Source organism: bacterium, from assembly GCA_016708315.1.
Classification (GTDB): Bacteria; Zixibacteria; MSB-5A5; order CAIYYT01; family CAIYYT01; genus JADJGC01.
In genome coordinates, this window is record JADJGC010000003.1 from 364,819 (window position 1) to 379,711 (window position 14,893).

Here is a 14,893-nt window from a genome sequence, read left to right on the forward strand (position 1 = left end):
GGTAATAAGCAAGAGAAAGCCAGAAATCAGAGTAAACGCGATGATTCGCATCCCCGAGGTTAGGGTGATTGACCATGATGGCCAGCAAGTTGGTGTGATGCAGACCAGAGATGCTCTTGAACTGGCGATGAGTCGCGGACTCGACTTAGTCGAGATTTCACCGACGGCAAGGCCGCCGGTTTGCAAAGTCCTCGATTTTGGCAAATATAAGTACGAACTGCAAAAGAAGACGCGTGTCACCAAGAAAAAGCAACATGCGATCACTATGAAGGAAATGCAGTATCGGCCGAAGATCGACGAGCATGATTATCAGTTCAAGACACGACACGTTATTGACTTCCTTAAGGAAGGTCACAAGGTGAAGGTCTTGGTGCAATTCCGCGGACGCGAAATGGCGCACAAAGAGTTTGGTGAGAGAGTAATGGACCGTCTGGCCGCCGATTTGGCGGATGTCGCCGTAATCGAGATTCCGGCAAGAATGGAAGGTTCGACGCTCTCGATGGTCGTAAATCCGAAGAATGAGCCTCAGAAGCATAAAGGAACAGACGATGCCGAAGGTGAAAACGAATAGAGCTGCAGCAAAGCGTTTTAAGAAAACGGCGAGCGGCAAGATCAAACATAAACAGGGATTTGCTCGGCATATCCTCAGCAAGAAATCAGCGAAGCGCAAGAGACAATTGCGTAAGTCCGCCTATGTTAGCAGTGCGGATCAGAAGAAGCTGAAGTACCTGCTTCCGTACGGTTAATCTGATTAGAACTTGGATAAGGAGTTGAGATAGTATGCCACGCGCAACAAATAACGTAGCTTCTCGTGCCCGCCGCAAGAAAGTACTGAAACGGGCAAGAGGAGGCTTCCATGGCCGCAGCAAGCTTCTAAGAACCGCTAAGGAGACCGTACAGAAGGGTCTAACCTATGCTTATCGTGATCGTCGCAATCGGAAACGCGACTTCCGCCGTCTTTGGATTACCCGCATATCAGCTGGTTGTCGCATGGCTGGCGTGAGCTATTCAGTGTTCATGAACGGCCTAAAGCGGGCCGGTATTGAGCTTGATCGCAAGGTTCTTGCTGATATGGCAGTTCGCGATAACGCCACCTTTGTCAAGCTGACCGAACTCGCAAAAAGCGCTTAACCATGTCCGATTCATCGGCCACGGGCATACTGGCCCAGGCGCAGAATGAGATTGCTGCCTGCCAGACTCCGGAGCAGGTCGAAGCATTCCGTGTTAAGTACCTTGGGAAAAAGGGTATTGTCACGGCCATGCTTAAAGGGCTCGCTGATGTTGCCCCCGAACAGCGAAAAATGGTCGGTCAACAAGCGAACGAGTTGCGGGCTCAAATCGAACAGCTGTTGGTCGAAGCACAGTCAAAACTCGGTGGAACACGCTCGAAATCCCCAATAACAGTCGACTATACTCTGCCGGGCAAGCGCTATCCCAACGGTAAACTCCATCCAATCACCCAGACTTTAAACGAGATCACCGACATATTCCACGGAATGGGCTTTGAAATCGCCCTTGGACCGGAAGTTGAGACTGAATACTACAATTTCGGTTCACTCAACTTTCCGCCTGATCATCCGGCTCGCGACATGCAAGACACATTCTATGTGTCTAAAGATTTGCTGCTGCGAACGCATACTTCGCCTATTCAGGTTCGTGAATTTGAGAAGAAGAAACCGCCGGTGCGAATCATTGCTCCGGGAAGAACTTACCGCCAAGAAGCGATCAGTGCTCGTTCCTATTGCGTATTCCACCAGCTTGAAGGATTCTACGTCGACCACGATGTTACATTCGCTGACCTCAAGGGTGTACTCAATGCCTTTGCGCAAACATACTTCGGAAGTGATGTCAAAATGCGCTGGCGTCCCAGTTTCTTTCCATTTACCGAACCATCGGCTGAGGTAGATATCTCCTGCTTCTTGTGCGGCGGCAAAGGATGTCGCATTTGCAAGCACGAAGGTTGGTTGGAGATTTTGGGATGTGGGATGATAGACCCAAACGTATTCGCGTCGGTCAACTATGACCCGGAAGAATTCTCAGGTTACGCCTTTGGAATGGGAATCGAGCGCATCGCAATGTTGCGTCATCAGATCGATGACATTCGCTTATTCTTTGAAAACGACCTGCGCTTCCTCACCCAGTTTTAGCAAGGCACAGAAATGCAAGTATCATATAACTGGCTAAAAGAACTTGTCGAGTTTGATCTCGACCCGCAGCAGTTGGCGGCTAAACTGACTTCAATTGGAACGGCCGTTGAAAGTGTCGAATCATTGGCGGCCAATCTTGAGAATGTTGTCGTTGGCAAGATTGTGACCTGTGACCCGCATCCAAGCAAAGACAATCTGAAGATTTGCAAAGTCGAGTTGGGTCGCGATATACAACTGACGGTCGTGTGTGGCGCACCAAATGTACGAATCGGCATGAAAGCACCCTTGGCATTACCGGGTGCAGTTCTTGCCGGCAATGTAACGGTGCAGAGTATTGAGAAATACGGTGTGATTTCGGAAGGTGTGTTGTGCAGTCAATCTGAACTTGGTCTTTCCGATGATCATTCTGGACTTATGGAGATTGATCCCGCAATAAAGTCAGGTGCCGACTTGACGACAGCATTAAATCTTGAAGATCACATTCTTAGTTTTGACTTGACTCCCAATCGAGCCGACTGTCTCTCTGCATTTGGAATTGCAAGGGAAGTGTCTGCCGTAACCGGCTCACCAATTAAGCGGCCGGTCGTCGAAATAAAGGAGACAGCCGAGCAAGCTGTGTCACAAGTTGAAATTGAGATTGAAGATTCCGAAGGCTGTCCACGCTATGCAGCACGAATGATTCGTGGAATTAAGATTGGTCGATCACCCTGGTGGATTCAGCAGCGGTTACTGGCGTCAGGTATCCGCTGTATCAATAACATCGTCGACATTACAAATTATGTAATGCTTGAGTGCGGACAACCGCTTCACGCCTTCGATTTTGACAATTTCTCACAACCCAAAGTCGTAGTAAGGCGCGCAAAAGGTGAAGAAAAGTTCACTACACTAGACGGAGTTGAACGCAAGCTAAGCGAGGATGTGCTTCTGATCACAGACGGCAAAGCCCCAGTCGCGATCGGGGGAATCATGGGCGGACAATTCTCGGAAGTCTCCGACAAGACCACCAACATCCTTCTTGAAGGCGCCTACTTCAATTCGTCTATGATTCGACGCGGTCGCAAGCATCTTGGATTGACATCCGAAGCCCAAACGCGATTCGAACGCGGTGCAGACCCGAATGTGATTCAATTTGCACTCGACAGAGCAGCTTCGCTAATGGAGAAATATGCGGGCGGGAAAGTATCTACCGGTATGGTTGACAGCTATCCGAACAAGATCGAACCGCTGAAACTCGAACTGAGACCATCGCGCGTAAATCAACTGCTCAAGACCGAAATGAGCTCGCCGACAATGATTGATATTTTGAAGGGTCTTGAGTTCAAAGTCGCTCCCGGCAAGAATGTCACTGTAGAGATTCCGACATTTCGTCCTGACATTACCCGCGAGATCGATATTGTTGAAGAAATTGCCAGAATCTATGGCTACGATAAAATTCCTGTAATTATGCGAGCCGGTGGCAATCTCGTAGTTGCTCGCAGTGCCGAAGAGAGCTTTACTCGACACTTAAAGCAATCCATGATAGGGCAGGGCTACTTCGAGGTCGTAACCAACAGCATAGGCGATCCCAAACTCATCACAATGCTGGATCCGAATGCCAAGGCGGTCGAAATCCTCAACCCCATTTCTGAGGATCTCAAGTGGCTGCGACCGAGCCTACTTCCTGGATTGCTTGGGGTCGTATCTCAGAATGTCAGTCATCAGGTACGGACTGTCAAAGTCTTTGAGATTGGTACAGTGATGTCGAGTCAGGGAACGGATGCTCCGCTTGAAAGCAAACGCATAGGTTTGGCGTTTTCAGGGACTGACATCGGCGAAAACTGGGCATTTCATCCCCAGGAGTTTGGACTTCACGACCTCCAGGGAATCGTCGAAGTTATTGGCGATTCACTCCGCCATAAAATCCAGATTGCTCCAGCGGTCAATCCAATCTTCGATCAAGCCTGTTCATTCGAGATTACGATCAATGGAGATTTGATCGGTCGCTGCGGTAAGGTTGCATCAAACATTCTGAAAGCGTACAGCATCAAATCCGACGTTTTTGTTGCGGAATTGGACTTTGAGAAGTTGGCCCACCAAAGCAGCGGATCGGGAACTTATGTCGGGATCCCTCGATTTCCGGCCATTGAGCGTGACATCGCGGTAGTCATAGATGAGCAGGTCCAGAGCGGTTCTGTCGTTAAAGTGATTAATCAATCAGCGGACGAAAACCTAAGAAAGGTAATCGTTTGGGATGTTTATCGGGGCAAGCAAGTTCCAATGGGCAAGAAGTCGATTGCTTACCGACTTATTTTTCAGAATGAAAGTAAAACTTTAACAGACAGTGAGATTGATAACGTATTTAATAAGATAGTAGACTCGCTTCGACGCGAGTTTGGCGCGGAGCTTCGTTCATAGGAAGTAGAATATGAATCCGTTGGAAAAGCTACAGTCCAAAGTTGCAGACTTGGTTTCTAAGTTCGAGCAGTTGGAAGCTGAAAAGACGACGATTGAGGTCGAGTGCCAGCAATTGCGAAAGCGAATAGCGGCGTTGGAGCATGAGATTCGCGGCTTGAACGCTGAGAATGCAAAGCTCACGAAGTCGCTTCAATCAACAAATGAGGTGGCGTTGAAGCGAATTTCCCGCATTGTTGACAAGATAGATCAGTTTCAGACCGAACTGAAAATTTCTTGACACATCTTGTAAAACATCTTAACCTGATTGTAACACGAACATAGATTTTGGGTTAGCAATAAAACGTAGCTAAGTTTGGAAATCTTGATTCACTATTATGGAAGATAAAAAACAGACTGTGACGGTTAACATTTACGGCGAGGATTATCCGATTCGGGGGGATGCTGATTCTGCATATATTGTTCAGGTTGCATCCTATCTCGACGCAAAGATGCGCGAAGTCGCACAGCGTAACGGCAATAAGTCTGCGTCGAAAGTTGCCATTTTGGCAGCAATGAACATAACCGATGAGTTGTTTCGGGCGCGTCGCGCCTCTTCTGCAGAAGTGAAGACTATTGAGGAAAAGACGCAGACTATTTTAGAGTGGCTTGAGGCAAAATTGCCCTCCGAGCCGTCGCGTTGATTTCTCGTCCAACTCCTACCCTACGTCAGCTTCTCCCAAAATCGTTCTTTTAATATATAACGTGTCCGGGATCATATTCTGTTTCCCGGGCGGGAGAGTAACATGTCGGAATACTACCTCCTCATCATTGGGATAGTTGGCGCTGCCATTATTGCAGTCGTTGTCACCTATCTGCTGGCGAGTAAGGCATCCTTCGGCAGAATCAAGCGCGCCGAGAATGAGGCGAAGAAGATTGTCGAGGACGCTCTCAGAGACGCGGAGATCAAGAAAAAAGAAGCATTGCTGGAAGCCAAAGACGAATGGTACAAGGCTAAAGTCTCTTTTGAACGTGAACTCCAAAACAAGAAGACCGAGTTTCAAAAACAAGAGAAGAAGCTTTCGGAAAGGGAACTCAATCTCGATCGGAAAGTGGACATTCTCGATAAGAAAGAAAAAGACTACGTCAACAAAGAAAAGGTCCTTCAGCATCGTGAGACTGGAATTGGGAAGCGAGAGAAGGAGCTTGAACAGCTTGTCGCGGATCAAAATAAGCAGTTAGAGCGCATTGCTCAAATGTCCGCGGAAGAAGCCAAGAAAGTGTTGATGGACAATCTCATTGGCCAGGCTAAGATGGAATCTGCGGCATTGGTTAAGGAGATCAAGGAGCGGGCAGAAATGCAGGCCGAGAAGGAAGCCAAGGAGTTCATTATCCAGGCAATCTATCTCTGCGCTGCCGAGCACACTGTTGAGTCGACTGTCTCAGTCGTGCCGTTACCGACCGATGAAATGAAAGGTCGTATTATCGGACGCGAATGTCGCAATATTCGCTCTTTTGAGACTCTCACCGGAGTCGATGTCATAGTTGACGATACACCAGAGGCGGTAATTTTGTCGGCTTATGATCCTGTGCGCCGCGAGATTGCGAGAATGGCTCTTGAGAAACTGGTTACTGATGGACGTATCCATCCGACCAGAATCGAAGAAGTCGTTGAAAAAGCGCAGAAGGAAATGGCGATCATGGTCCGCGAAGCCGGCGAGCAAGCTTGCTTTGAGCTTGGACTGCATGGCCTACATGATGACGTAATCAACTTGATGGGCAAACTCAACTATCGAACGAGTTACGGCCAAAATGTGCTTGGACATGTCAAGGAAGTCGCGATGCTTTGTGCATTGATGGCATCAGAGCTTGGCCTCGATCCAGAACTGGCGAAGCGTGCAGGGTTCTTGCACGACATCGGCAAGGCGATTGATCGCGAGACTGAAGGAACACATACCCAGATTGGTATGGCGTTCTTACGCAAGTACAACGAGCACGAGTATGTGATCAATGCCGTTGGTTCGCACCACAACGATATACCGCATATTTCGCCGTACGATGTTCTTGTTCAGGCAGCTGATGCGATTTCTGGCGCGCCTCTTGGCGCCCGTCGTGAACCGCTGGAAGGCTACATCAAGCGGCTTGAGAAGCTTGAAGAGCTGGCGGACGGATTCAAAGGCGTAGCGAAAGCGTACGCCATCCAAGCCGGACGCGAGGTGCGTGTTATCGTCGAGAATAATGAAATCGACGATATCGGTGCTTCAGTTTTGGCGAGTGATATAGCACGCAAGATCGAATCGGAAATGGAATATCCGGGCCAGATCAAGGTTACAGTCATCCGCGAATCGCGTTCTATCGAGTACGCGAAGTAGGCGGACGAATTGCGGATACTCTTTATAAGCGATGTCATGGGCAAACCTGGGAGATGGATCATCTCCCAGATGCTCCGTGACTTCAAAGCCGAAAAACGGATCGACTATACAATCTGCAACGTTGAAAACGCAGCCGGGGGATTCGGTGTAACACGAGAAATGTCGAGAAAGATGTTTTCGTACGGCATCGACATGCAAACCTCAGGCAACCACATTTGGGATCGCGAAGAAATCCGCGACTACCTCAATGGAGGACCAAAACTCCTTAGACCTGCGAACTTTCCTTCGGGAGCACCGGGTAGCGGACTTTACATCGACAAGCTCGCCGATGGTCGCACAATAGCGACAATCAATCTACAGGGTCGTGTCTATATGAAAGACATAGACTGTCCGTTCAAGACTGCGGATGGTGAACTTGCGGTACTCAACAAACAGACCAATATTGTGTTCGTCGACTTTCATGCCGAGACCACGTCGGAGAAGCAGGCGTTGGCCTATTATCTTGATGGCCGGGTGTCGGTAGTAGTCGGCACACATACGCATATCCAAACAGCAGACGAAAAAATCTTGCCGAACGGTACAGCCTACATCACGGATGGTGGAATGACCGGACCGCATGATTCGATCATCGGCATGAAACACGATGCGGCGATTAAGCGCTTCTTGACGGGGATGCCATATAAATTCTCAGTAGCGATGGATGATGTCAAGATGCAGGGAATCATCGCCGAGGTGGATGACCAAACGGGCAAGGCAATCAGCATCGAGCGGTACTCTTTGAACGCCCCGGACGGAACCAACGCCTCGCTTTCTGATGACAAGGAACCATGAGCGCGCAGATTATTGACGGCAACGAGACATCCAAACAAATCAAGGATGAGCTTAAGCTCGAAGTTGAAGCCTTGGCCAAGCAGGGAATCGTTCCGGGCTTAGCCGCTGTGTTGGTCGGGAATGACGCTGCATCTGAGATTTACGTAACCTCAAAAGCAAAGAACTGCAAGAAGGTTGGAATCTACTCCGAAGTCATTAAACGACCGGCCGAGACTACTCAACAAGAGCTTTACGAACTCTTGGATTCGCTAAATCAAAATCCGAAAATTTCTGGCATATTGCTCCAGTCCCCAATTCCAAAGCATCTTGATGAGTTCGCTGCGTGTTTGCGGATCGATCCTATCAAAGACGTCGATGGTTTTCACCCGGATAATGTGGGGCGACTGTTAATCGGTGAGCCGCGTTACCAGTCATGCACACCGTTTGGCGTGATCGAGTTATTGAAGCGTTACAAGATTGAGATGAAGGGGAAAGAGGTCGTCATTGTGGGGCGCTCCAACATAGTCGGAAAGCCGCTCGCTGCAATGATGATGCAAAAATGGCCGGCTACCAATGCCACCGTTACAATCTGCCACTCTGCGACCCGCGACATATTTGCACACACCAAGCGCGCCGATGTTGTTGTCACTGCACTCGGCAAGCCGGAATTCCTGCGCGGAGAGAATCTCAAGGATGGGGCAGTTGTCATCGATGTCGGAATAAACCGTGTCGAAGACGCCAGCGTTGAAAAGGGCTACCGTGTTGTCGGCGATTGTCATTTTGAATCGTGTGCCGCGAAGGCGTCCTGGATTACGCCGGTACCGGGAGGTGTCGGTCCGATGACAATCGCAATGCTGCTGACCAACACAGTGATGGCGGCACGGCTTCAAGCTGAAGCTTTGGGTACAAATTAGGCTTCAGGTTCGGTCTGCAAATTCAACGACTCCAAGCACATAAACTGACTTTTTGAAATCCATGCAATCTGAAAGGAACAATTCAATGGACTCCCGTTCGGCAATCAAATTATGGTCTATTCGGAGCTACGTTATCGCAGCATTCTGTGCTGTGACAGTCGTTATCATGCCTGCCATAGGCGAGGCACAGCAGCGCCAGCAGCCTAAACCGACCAATCTGCAGGTGTTGGACAGCACGATATCGCACGATGAACTTATTGATCAGATGGGCAAGTTCACGAACGCGCTGGGAGTGGGCTGCGATTTTTGCCATTCTCCCAGCAAGGATCCCAACAGCCGCGACATGGATTTTGCCTCGGATGCCAAGAAAGAAAAGCTGGTTGCCCGTGCTATGATGAAGATGACCAGAGATATCAACGGAACGTATTTGGCAAATGCCACCGGACTCGAAGCTCCATTAGTGGCAGTCGAATGCATGACTTGCCATCGGGGTCAGACTGAGCCAATACAGCTTACAGATCTGCTTTCCAAGGCTCTGGCTGAGAAGGGCATGGCTGCTGCTGATTCGACCTATCGTGAACTGAGGGAACAATACTACGGCAGTGCGACATTTGACTTCAGTGAAGGAGTCCTGGTGCATCTTGCCTATGACATATCTGAGGAAGACAGCAAAAATGCGCTAAGTCTCTTGAAACTGAATCAGGAGTTCAATCCGAAGTCGTCATTCAATCAGTGGGCGATGGGGCAATTGTACTTATCGACCGGGGATACCACCCAGGCGATAACCGAATACAAACGTGCTCTGGAGCTTGATCCGAAGAACCGACGCGCCAAGCGCGGACTTGAAGCTCTCGGAGTGAAGACGGAGTAGGGGACCCGCACAGATTGTTGTCTGCCAGAACAAGCGTTGTTTTCAATGACGGCCGGCTACGTCCGGTCGTTATTGGTGTGTGACGCGAAACAGCAAATAGCCGTGCATTTGATCGAGACCGTAGGCAATTCGCGGCTGATTTGTGAAAATGAGCAGCAGTCGCGACTCGGAGAAATAGAACACTTCCTTAAAACGGTAGTTCAAGTAAAGACCGTTTGGGTCATAAGAAATCAACTCTAACTCGCCTCCTTTATCCACGGCGAGGTCAATTGCGGCATCTGGCATACTTTGACCATGTCCAGGCATGGTTGTCACGTGGAATCGAAAACGTGCTCCATGGAGTCTAAAGCTGATTCGGGCTGTCGGATACCTGATCGATAGGGTGCTATCTAATGGGATCCAGTCGTCAATGAGTTCGACTTTGAGGCTTGACGGCTCGCCGGGGAATCGGGCAAGCGCGGTCTTGACAAAGCCAGGCTTCATCTCGTAGTCAAAACCAAACGTGCGAATACTGCAGCTGTCGCCAAGAACATCGATTGCCAGCAGTCCATTTGATTGACATTGACCGCCAATTCTCGCACCAATCCAAATGACTTGTCTGTCGCACTTTGTGAATCCAATGAATTCATAGTCACGGGAGCAGTCTGTAGTCGCAATAGATTCTGCTGTAGTCAGACAGAGTAGGACTATTATCAGAATCCCCAAAACGCCCTTTTCATTCATCGCGGTCTCCTTCTCACAACATAGATAAGTACAACCAAGATTGAGATTGTAGGGCGCTTCGTCAAGTCAATTCGACTACAACCTTGCAAATCGCGATTTTGAAGCTATCTTCATCTTCGATGAAAGCTCCTCAATTTATTCTCCGACACCAGTTTGTCAGCGTCTTAGTCGTTGCGATTGTTTTGCGCTTGCTCGCAGTACTTTTTGCCCAGGGCTATATGGCGCATGACGACCACTTTGAAACAGTCGAGATTGCGTGGAGCTGGCATCAAGAGGGGATGTTTCTTGAAGATGGCACGCTGCGGTGGGAAGGCAAGCCGGACTACGGAGTATTGCGCAGCGCAGTCTACAATATGTTCAATCTCGGACTCATGAAAGCGACAGCATGGTTTGGCATCGAACAACTCAATGCACATATGTTCTTCAATCGCCTCGTACATGCGCTGCTCTCGCTGCTACCGGTAATTTTCGGCTATCGATATCTCAAGGAGGAGACAGACGAGCGCACAGCGTTGACTGGTGGGCTATTGTTGGCCGGGCATTTCCTCATGCCGTATCTGGGCGTGCGCAATCTGACCGAGATGGTAGCGGGAAATCTGCTTCTGCCGGGATTGTACTATGCTCATCGATCTCTCAAGACAATCTCTAACACAAGTCGGGACGCCGTAGTTGCCGGTGTGCTGTGCGGATTTGCGATTATGATCCGCTATCAAGCGGCGGCGGCGGTTGTCGCTGTACCTGTGGCGATGTTCCTGACGAATCGGCGATGGAAGATATCACTCGTATTCTGCACGACTCTGGCGGCAATGATCCTATTCCAGGCCTGCCTCGATACTTATACTCACGGATACTTCTGGGGTAGCTTCCGAAATATGGTTGGTAATCTCGGCGAGCCGACTATCCCGGGTCCGTGGTATCGTTACATTCTGCTGTTGTTGGGTATTATGATTCCGCCGTTTTCGCTGGTATTCGTCGGCAGCATCTTCCGAATGAAGGTACTCAAGAGGCACCTTGTGTTGATAGCTGCTTTGGTGAGCTTTGTGGTCATTCATAGTTTCATCGCGGAGAAACAGGAACGTTTTATGGCGACGATTTTACCGTTGCTGATGATTGCAGGAACGGTCGGAATGTATGAGTCGGTGAGGCAGAATTCTTGGTTTGCCAACGCCAAGAAATTGCGATTCGGACTTTGGACTTGGTTCGTGGTCATCAATGTGATCGGTCTAGCGGTGTTCACTTTCAACTTTGGCAAACGGGGGGCGATTGAGCCAATGGTGTATCTATCACAGCAACCTGATGCCGACAGAATCCTAATAGATGCGACGGAACGGCGGCTATTCATACCTTACAGTTATTGGAATTATGACAGATCAGGAGCAGTAGCATTGTTTCAAACGGGGGATCTTGATTCAGCGATACTAAGTGGCAAGCTCAGCCCAGCAAACCCACCGCGCTATGCGGTTATATTCACGGACAACAATCTGGAACTGCACTTGGAGCAGCTGCAACAGAGGTTAGGAAAGTACGAGATTGTTTTTCACGGAGAACCGTCGCTTGTTGATGCTCTGGCAAACAAGCTCAATCCTAAGTACAATCGCCGTAACGAATCGTGGGTGGTTAGGCTGGTAGAATAGCCGAATTGAGAAGAATGAAGTAATACCCCCACCAGGGATCGAACCTGGATCTCCGGCTCCGGAGGCCGACGCGTTATCCATTACACCATGGGGGCAACAGATAGCAAATGTAAACGAAAGCTAACTGAGATTCAAGACAAAACAAGGGCAATAAAAAAGAGGGGCTCGCTCTGGTTGGGTAGAGGGGGCTAGGAAACTACCCAGGGACAACAGAGGAACACCCTCGCCAATAGAATAGCCAAACGAGGACAGAATTGTCAAGAAAAAAGAGTAGATGAAGCTACGTAGGCGTCACTATTGTTGCAGGTGCGCTACCAGAGGAATAGTAATCCGGTCCGTTTCATCGCCGACAAATTCGAAAGTCACTGAAGTAAGGACGTCCGCTTCATCGGTCACCGACTGGAGTTGCTCTATAGTGAATTGAGCCTTTTCACCGGGGCGTACCTTGACATTCTTCTTGTCAATCTTGAAGTTAGCGGCCGGAAGCTCAATCAAACTGACCTCGATGTCAGTCGAAAAGTTATTTAGGACTTCGAACGTCTTGATCATTTTGCCGTCTTTTGATCCAAATTTAGAGAATCTAAGAACATTTGGCTCGGCGCGAACAAAGTCGTGTTCGCGATTCACGACAGCAAAGAACTTCACAGCAATTGATTGCTTGTTGGGATCGTTCGAGAAGATGTCAATATCCTTGACCATCTTGCCGGTCATGTTTTTGGAATCGAAGATAACTTTGAGATTTGCCGAATCTCCGGGAGCAATCGCATCTTTCGAAATAGGGGCAGTTGTGCATCCACAGCCCGGTTTGACAGTGACGATACGCAATGTGTCGTTGCCTGTGTTGCGGACCCAATACACGTGCTGTACAATCGCATTGATCGGCATATAGCCGAAGTAGAAGTAATCGCTGGAGACTTCAATGCGCGGCTGTGGCCCCTTCGATACCTGCGCAAAGATCGAACTTGAAGCGATAGTTAGCGACATCAAAATCGTTGAAGCTGCTATTGACAGATTATTCAAGAATCGCATTTAGAGATGGCTCCTCGTTTACTTCGAAGTTGTTTTGCTTCATCCACTCATCAGAGAAGACCTTGGTCATATATCTAATTCCGCCATCGCACACGAAGAAAACGACAACATCGTCTTTATCGAGTGTCGCGGAAAATTGATTGATGGCGGCATAGATTGCACCTGTCGAACCGCCGACAGACAAGCCAAGGGCTCGGCTCAAGAGTCGAGTCGCTTGGAAGGCGACCGCATCATCTATCTGGATGATCTGGTCAATCCACTTGGAATGGAAGGCGGCCACCGGCCGATCAGTTCCAATTCCTTCGACTTTGTGCGCAAGTGCGGCCTGCAATGGTCGATTTTCGTGTATGTTTTTGAACATCGACCCGTGCGGCTCCACACCATATACTTTGATAGCCGGATTTTGTTCCTTCAGGAATCTACCCGTTCCCGAAATGGTTCCACCAGTGCCGACGCCGGCAAAAAGGTGTGTTACACGGCCTGCAGTTTGACGCCAGATTTCTGGACCGGTGCTGCTGTAGTGAGCTTCCGGATTGAGCTGGTTGTCGAATTGATTTAGCCAATAGTAGCCGTGTTCTTTGGCCAAGCGTTGTGCAATAGCATAATGGCAGCGCGGATCGTCTGAAGCGACTTCGCAGGGGGTAATGATCACCTTCGCACCAAATGACTTAATCAAATTGATCTTCTCATCAGATGTCGATGTCGGGACGGTGAAGATAGCTTTATAGCCTTTGGCGGCAGCGACCATAGCTGCGGCAACACCAGTGTTTCCGGAAGTCGCATCAATGATTGTGTCGCCCCTCTTGATGTTTCCACGACGTTCTTCGGCGTTGATTACGTACTTTGCCATTCTGTCCTTGACGGAACCGGCCGGGTTTGCAGTTTCAAGTTTAGCGAGGACAGTGGCACGACAACCGGTGACGCCGGACGGAATCCGTACCAAGGGCGTGTTGCCAATTAGATCAAGAATCGATTCAGAATATTCAATCATGGTAGAATCACTGGGCAATAAGTTCTGCTCAATATACAGAAACGGAGAATCTCAATCTATGAAAAATGAGATTCTCCGTCAAAATTTGCGTCAATTCTGCTTGGAACTTACTCGCCCGCCTGCTCGAGATGGGCTTCAATCTGAGTGATTAGTTGTTTGGCGTTCGTAACCATAGTCTTCATGGCCGCTTTGCCTTCAGCCAAGCGAACGAATTCCTTGTAAGAGGCAAGCGCAGCGTCAAAGTTCTGACTGCCTTGATAAGCTCCGGCAAGCGCATAATGTGCCTTTACCATGTTTCGGTCTGCTGCAAGGGCGGCTTTGAACGAACTTGCGGCAGCTCCGAACTTCTCTTGAGCCATGTACAGATTCCCCAAATTGATATGGGCATCAGCAAGCTTCGGATCGATTTTCACCGCTTGTTGATACTCAGACTCGGCCGTCGCCAAATCACCCTTTTCCTTGTAGGCCTTTGCCATAAAGAAATGGCTCTTGGCATCAACCGAATTTGCGGTATTGTAAAGCTTATAGTACTCAATCGCCTTATCCCAATTGTTCTGCTGGTAGTAAAGCTGACCGAGAGCCTTTTGGACTTCGCCGTCGCCATGTTTGATCTGCAATGCTTTGAGTAGGGAAGCTTCAGCCAATTGGTATTTCTTGGCCTCCAATTGAACAAGCCCAAGATTTTTGTGTCCGACGACATCGCTTGCGTCCAATGTAACGACCTTCTTGAACGACTCTTCAGACTGTGGAAGCTTTTTTAGGTGAAGTTGCGCCGTTCCTAATTCGACCCAAGCCTGTTTGTAGGTTGCGTCGAGCTTAACAGCTTCAAGTAGTTCTTTCTCAGCCTCAGCGTATTTGCCAGCCTGATTTGCGGTGAGGCCCGCGTTGAATTTTGCTTTTGCTTCGTTGCTCTGTGCAAATCCCAGCGACGTTAGGGATAACGTCAGCATTATTGCGATGATTGCTTTTGCTTTCATCAATTCTCGTCTCCTCGATAGTTGAAACACAATTTCTTATTCAATATCATATCGT

Annotated in this window: 16 protein-coding genes and 1 tRNA gene; 12 read left to right on the forward strand and 5 right to left on the reverse strand. The window is 49.0% G+C overall.

Annotation, left to right across the window (positions count from 1 at the left end; genetic code table 11):
• The first annotated feature begins 40 nt into the window (after positions 1 to 40).
• From IPH59_04630 to IPH59_04680, 11 genes are all read left to right on the forward strand, one after another.
• Complete coding sequence (locus IPH59_04630; protein MBK7090996.1) at positions 41 to 571, forward strand: translation initiation factor IF-3; 531 nt, start codon at positions 41 to 43, stop codon at positions 569 to 571.
• Complete coding sequence (gene rpmI, locus IPH59_04635; protein ID MBK7090997.1) at positions 549 to 746, forward strand: 50S ribosomal protein L35; 198 nt, start codon at positions 549 to 551, stop codon at positions 744 to 746. The genes IPH59_04630 and rpmI overlap by 23 nt, the downstream gene beginning before the upstream one ends.
• Positions 747 to 780: 34 nt before the next feature.
• On the forward strand, positions 781 to 1,131 hold the full coding sequence (gene rplT, locus IPH59_04640; GenBank protein ID MBK7090998.1) for a 50S ribosomal protein L20: 351 nt from the start codon (positions 781 to 783) through the stop codon (positions 1,129 to 1,131).
• Positions 1,132 to 1,133: 2 nt separating this feature from the next.
• Positions 1,134 to 2,147 (forward strand): phenylalanine--tRNA ligase subunit alpha, encoded by a 1,014-nt coding sequence (pheS, locus tag IPH59_04645; protein ID MBK7090999.1) that lies wholly within the window; start codon positions 1,134 to 1,136, stop codon positions 2,145 to 2,147.
• Between the two features lie 12 nt (positions 2,148 to 2,159).
• A complete protein-coding gene (locus IPH59_04650) occupies positions 2,160 to 4,541 on the forward strand; it encodes a phenylalanine--tRNA ligase subunit beta (GenBank protein MBK7091000.1) in 2,382 nt (793 codons plus the stop codon).
• A 10-nt stretch (positions 4,542 to 4,551) separates the two neighbouring features.
• Complete coding sequence (locus IPH59_04655; GenBank protein ID MBK7091001.1) at positions 4,552 to 4,818, forward strand: hypothetical protein; 267 nt, start codon at positions 4,552 to 4,554, stop codon at positions 4,816 to 4,818.
• 97 nt (positions 4,819 to 4,915) lie between these two features.
• A complete protein-coding gene (locus tag IPH59_04660; GenBank protein MBK7091002.1) occupies positions 4,916 to 5,221 on the forward strand; it encodes a cell division protein ZapA in 306 nt (101 codons plus the stop codon).
• 102 nt (positions 5,222 to 5,323) lie between these two features.
• Positions 5,324 to 6,889, forward strand: coding sequence for a ribonuclease Y (rny, locus tag IPH59_04665; GenBank protein MBK7091003.1), 1,566 nt, complete (start codon positions 5,324 to 5,326; stop codon positions 6,887 to 6,889).
• Between the two features lie 9 nt (positions 6,890 to 6,898).
• Positions 6,899 to 7,720 carry a TIGR00282 family metallophosphoesterase gene (locus tag IPH59_04670; GenBank protein ID MBK7091004.1) on the forward strand — a complete coding sequence of 274 codons (822 nt, stop codon included), beginning with the start codon at positions 6,899 to 6,901 and terminating at the stop codon, positions 7,718 to 7,720.
• Positions 7,717 to 8,613: a bifunctional methylenetetrahydrofolate dehydrogenase/methenyltetrahydrofolate cyclohydrolase FolD gene (gene folD / locus IPH59_04675; GenBank protein MBK7091005.1), complete on the forward strand. Its 897-nt coding sequence runs from the start codon at positions 7,717 to 7,719 to the stop codon at positions 8,611 to 8,613. Before IPH59_04670 ends, folD begins: the two co-directional genes overlap by 4 nt.
• An 85-nt stretch (positions 8,614 to 8,698) precedes the next feature.
• Complete coding sequence (locus IPH59_04680) at positions 8,699 to 9,484, forward strand: c-type cytochrome (protein ID MBK7091006.1); 786 nt, start codon at positions 8,699 to 8,701, stop codon at positions 9,482 to 9,484.
• 69 nt (positions 9,485 to 9,553) lie between these two features.
• Here the strand turns inward: IPH59_04680 and IPH59_04685 are convergent, their stop codons facing one another.
• Entirely contained in the window at positions 9,554 to 10,207 is a 654-nt protein-coding gene (locus tag IPH59_04685; protein ID MBK7091007.1) for a hypothetical protein, read from the reverse strand.
• 119 nt (positions 10,208 to 10,326) lie between these two features.
• On the opposite strand from IPH59_04685, the gene IPH59_04690 reads away from it, so the two are divergent.
• Positions 10,327 to 11,841, forward strand: coding sequence for a glycosyltransferase family 39 protein (locus tag IPH59_04690; GenBank protein ID MBK7091008.1), 1,515 nt, complete (start codon positions 10,327 to 10,329; stop codon positions 11,839 to 11,841).
• 23 nt (positions 11,842 to 11,864) lie between these two features.
• Here IPH59_04690 and IPH59_04695 read toward each other — a convergent pair.
• The 4 genes from IPH59_04695 to IPH59_04710 all read right to left on the reverse strand — a co-directional run bounded on the left by IPH59_04695 (position 11,865) and on the right by IPH59_04710 (position 14,838).
• Positions 11,865 to 11,936: transfer RNA gene (locus tag IPH59_04695), tRNA-Arg, on the reverse strand.
• 199 nt (positions 11,937 to 12,135) lie between these two features.
• Positions 12,136 to 12,870, reverse strand: coding sequence for a DUF1573 domain-containing protein (locus tag IPH59_04700; protein ID MBK7091009.1), 735 nt, complete (start codon positions 12,868 to 12,870; stop codon positions 12,136 to 12,138).
• The gene (locus IPH59_04705; protein ID MBK7091010.1) at positions 12,854 to 13,861 is read right to left on the reverse strand and encodes a cysteine synthase family protein; all 1,008 of its coding nucleotides are present in this window, start codon (positions 13,859 to 13,861) and stop codon (positions 12,854 to 12,856) included. Before IPH59_04705 ends, IPH59_04700 begins: the two co-directional genes overlap by 17 nt.
• A 107-nt stretch (positions 13,862 to 13,968) precedes the next feature.
• A complete protein-coding gene (locus IPH59_04710; GenBank protein ID MBK7091011.1) occupies positions 13,969 to 14,838 on the reverse strand; it encodes a tetratricopeptide repeat protein in 870 nt (289 codons plus the stop codon).
• Positions 14,839 to 14,893 lie beyond the last annotated feature (55 nt).